The organism is Kitasatospora sp. NPDC059803 (assembly GCF_042732255.1).
Lineage (GTDB): Bacteria > Actinomycetota > Actinomycetes > Streptomycetales > Streptomycetaceae > Kitasatospora.
In genome coordinates, this window is the sequence record NZ_JBHWIJ010000092.1 from 24,309 (window position 1) to 27,684 (window position 3,376).

The 3,376-nt window shown below is 68.9% G+C and carries 3 protein-coding genes and 1 tRNA gene; 2 read left to right on the plus strand and 2 right to left on the minus strand.

Annotated features, from left to right (window positions below; all coding sequences use genetic code 11):
• Window positions 1-247: 247 nt before the first annotated feature.
• Both ACFV6I_RS17155 and ACFV6I_RS17160 read left to right on the plus strand, forming a co-directional pair.
• Window positions 248-442 (plus strand): helix-turn-helix transcriptional regulator, encoded by a 195-nt coding sequence (locus ACFV6I_RS17155; RefSeq protein WP_380426057.1) that lies wholly within the window; start codon window positions 248-250, stop codon window positions 440-442.
• A gap of 60 nt (window positions 443-502) precedes the next feature.
• Window positions 503-1,882, plus strand: a complete 1,380-nt coding sequence (locus ACFV6I_RS17160) for a tyrosine-type recombinase/integrase (RefSeq protein WP_380426059.1) — start codon at window positions 503-505, stop codon at window positions 1,880-1,882.
• A 137-nt stretch (window positions 1,883-2,019) separates the two neighbouring features.
• Here ACFV6I_RS17160 and ACFV6I_RS17165 read toward each other — a convergent pair.
• Together ACFV6I_RS17165 and ACFV6I_RS17170 are read right to left on the minus strand one after the other, a co-directional pair.
• Window positions 2,020-2,107, minus strand: a tRNA-Ser gene (locus ACFV6I_RS17165).
• Between the two features lie 63 nt (window positions 2,108-2,170).
• Window positions 2,171-3,376 (minus strand): S1C family serine protease (locus ACFV6I_RS17170; RefSeq protein WP_380426061.1); only part of this gene is annotated, 1,206 nt, incomplete at its 5' end.

The window sequence follows — 3,376 nt, forward strand, 5'->3', positions numbered from 1 at the left end:
GTGGTGAGCGCGACCTACTCACCCCTCCACACACCCCAACACACCACCAACACCCACCCCCCCCCCCCCCCCCCGACAGGAACCAAACCCGCAGGTCAGCGATTTCCTCTGACATCCCTGACGCTTTCCGGGCCCAACCCCCGCCCATACCTCGGAGCCGTAACACACAGCAAGCATCCCTCTCGCCCCTGTCTCGCAGTCCACGTCGTGCGGCGCAACTCTCACAACCGCCAATGGAGGCGCCACCGTGGCTACCCAGGACCAGAAGCTGAAGCTCGCCGCCGTGCTCGAAGAGCTGGACATGTCCCGCTCCGCCTTCTACCGGATGGTCGCTCGGGGAGCGGCGCCGAAGCTCCTGAAGCTCCCCAACGGCCAGATCCGCGTCCGCCGGAGCGACCTCGACGCCTGGTGGGCCGCGCAGGAGCAGTCCACCGCCGCCTGACCGTCCGGCAACGTCATCGGGGGCCCCGGCTGACCCGGGGCCCCTTCGTTTGGAGAACACGTGCTCACGTTCGACGTGCAGATCTACAAGCTCCGCGACCTGAAGCGGGGACGGAAGCCTCACCAGCTCCGGTGGCGGGTCGGGAAGAGTCCGCACTCTCGCACCTTCGCCACGAAGACCCTCGCCGACGGCCGGCGAGCCCAGCTGCTGACCGCGATCAACAACGGCGAGCAGTTCGACACCGACACCGGCCTACCGGCCTCGGAGCTACGAGCGCTGACGCAGCAGCAGGCTCGGGTGTCGTGGTTCGAACACGCGAAGAAGTATGCCGAGGTCACATGGCCCAGATCGTCCGCAAAAGATCGAGCTGCGCGGGCGGATGGTTTGGCCACGATCACTCCGGCGCTCGTCACGGATCACCGTGGGGCTCCGCCGGCACCCGTGCTACGGAGGGCCCTCTCATGCTGGGCATTCAACTTCTCCGAGCACCGGGGCGAGATCCCGGCGAAGTTCGCGGAAGCGCTCGGCTGGCTCGCCCAAAAGTCGGTGCCCGTATCGCAGTTGGAGGACTCGGACACCCTCCGGGAGGCCCTGACGGCCATCACCTTGCAGCTGAACGGAAAGCGCGCGGCGGACAACACCATCAAGCGCAAGTACTCCACCCTCAGCGGCGCAATCGGGTATGCGATCGAGCGGAAGCTCCTCACGGCGAACCCGCTTAAGTCCGTGAAGTGGACGCCGCCGAAGACGGACGACGAGATCGACTTCCGATTCGTTCCGTCCCCGCGCCAGGCACGGGAGTTGATCGAAGCGGTCCGGACGTTCGGCCCACGCGGGCGCCACCTGGCCACGTACTACGGCTGCATCAACTGGGCTGCCACCCGCCCGGCCGAGGTCACCCACCTCCGCCTGGCCGACTGCACACTCCCCAAGACGGGATGGGGTCTCATCGTGGCGCCCGGCAGCTCGCCCCGGGTTGGCTCACGGTGGACCGACGACGGGCAGTCCCATGAGGAGCGCGGGCTGAAGCACCGCGCCCGCTCGGCCACCCGGGACATCCCGATCCCCCCGGTGTTCGTCCGGATGCTGCGCGAGCACGTGGACGAGTTCGGGCTGGGCCTCGACGGGCGTCTGTTCCAGGCCGCCGAGGGCGGGCTGCTCAGCACGAAGGAGACCTCGGAAGTCTGGAAGAAGGCCCGGGAGTTGGCGCTCACCCCCGAACAGGTGAAGACCCCCTTCGCTGAGGTCCCGTACGACCTGCGGGCCACCTGCGTGTCCGGGTGGTTGGCGGCCGGCGTTGACCCGGCTGAGGTCGCCCACCGCGCGGGGCACAGCATCACGGTGCTCTTCAAGTTCTACGCCAAGGTGCTCGACGGCCGGAAGGACCGGTCCAACAACCTGATCGAGCGGTTCCTGGACCAGGAGTACGGCGCCGAGTAGGTGCCGATCCGTTCCACGGATGTTCCACACGCACTGGACGACATCGGGACTCGGGTGGGACACCCCGGGACAGAATGGAGAAGGGCGGGTATCGGCTGCTGCCGATACCCGCCCTGAGCAGGTGGTTCTCCAACCAGCGGAGAGCGTGGGATTCGAACCCACGGTACGGGGTCACCGCACGACAGTTTTCAAGACTGTTCCCTTAGGCCGCTCGGGCAGCTCTCCAGGCGGAGGTCAGCCTAACGGGTCCGGCGGGGTTCGGTGCACACCGTTTCGTGCGGGTGGGGGTCAGCTGTCGCCGTCCCGCTGGCCGAGGGTGACCTTGGTGTTGAACTGCTGGCCGTTGCGGGTGTACTCGACGTCGACGGTCTCGCCGGGCTTGTGCGTCCAGATCCGGCTGACCAGGGCGGGGCCGTTGTCGATCGGGACTCCGCCGAGCTTGGTGATGACGTCGCCCGGCTTGAGACCGGCCTTGTCGGCGGCGCCGCCGGGGGTGACGGCCGGCTGGCCCTGGATGTCGCGGGTCTGGATCTGCGCGCCATCACCCTTGTAGTCGTCGTTGCGCAGCACGTCGAGCTTGGCGTAGACCGGCTTGCCGGTCTTGATCAGGGTGTCGGCGACCCACTTGGCCTGGTTGATCGGGATGGCGAAGCCGAGGCCGATGCTGCCGGCCCGGCCGTTGGCGGAGGCGTTGGACTGGATCGCCGAGTTGATGCCGATCACCGAGCCGCTGGAGTCGAGCAGCGGGCCGCCGGAGTTGCCGGGGTTGATCGAGGCGTCGGTCTGCAGGGCGTTCATGTAGGAGGACTGGCCGCCGGTCTCGTCGCCGGAGGCGACCGGGCGGTCCTTGGCGCTGACGATGCCGCTGGTGACGGTGGACTCCAGGCCGTACGGCGCACCGATCGCGACGGTGGCGTCACCGACGTTGACCTTGTCGGAGTCGGCCAGCGGAAGCGGGGCCAGCTTGCTCTTCGGCGGGTTGTCGATCTTGATCACGGCGACGTCGTAGCCCTCGGCGTGGCCCAGCACGGACGCGTTGTAGGACGTGCCGTCGGCGAACTTGACGGTCAGTTTGCCGCCGTTGAGGGTCGGCGCGACCACGTGGTTGTTGGTGAGGATGTGGCCCTCGGTGTCGAAGACGAAGCCGGTGCCGGTGCCCGACTCGCCGTTGCCCTGCGCCTTGATGGTGACGACGCTGGGCAGCGCCTTCTGCGCGATGCCGGCGATCGAGCCGGGGGCGGGCTCGTTCTTCTGGGTGTTGCTGGCCTGGACGGTGGTGCTGCGGTGGTCGTCGGCGCTGTTGGTGCGGTCGTTGCGGTCCGCGACGGTCACGCCGAGCGCCCCGCCGGCCACGCCGGCGACCAGCGCGACGGCGGCGATCAGGGCGACCAGGCCGCCGCGCTTCTTGCGCGGGCCGCCGGGGCCGCCGGGGTAGTCGGCCGGGTAGCCGAGCGGTCCGGCCGGGCCGCCCGGGTAGCCCGCGCCGCCGCCGGC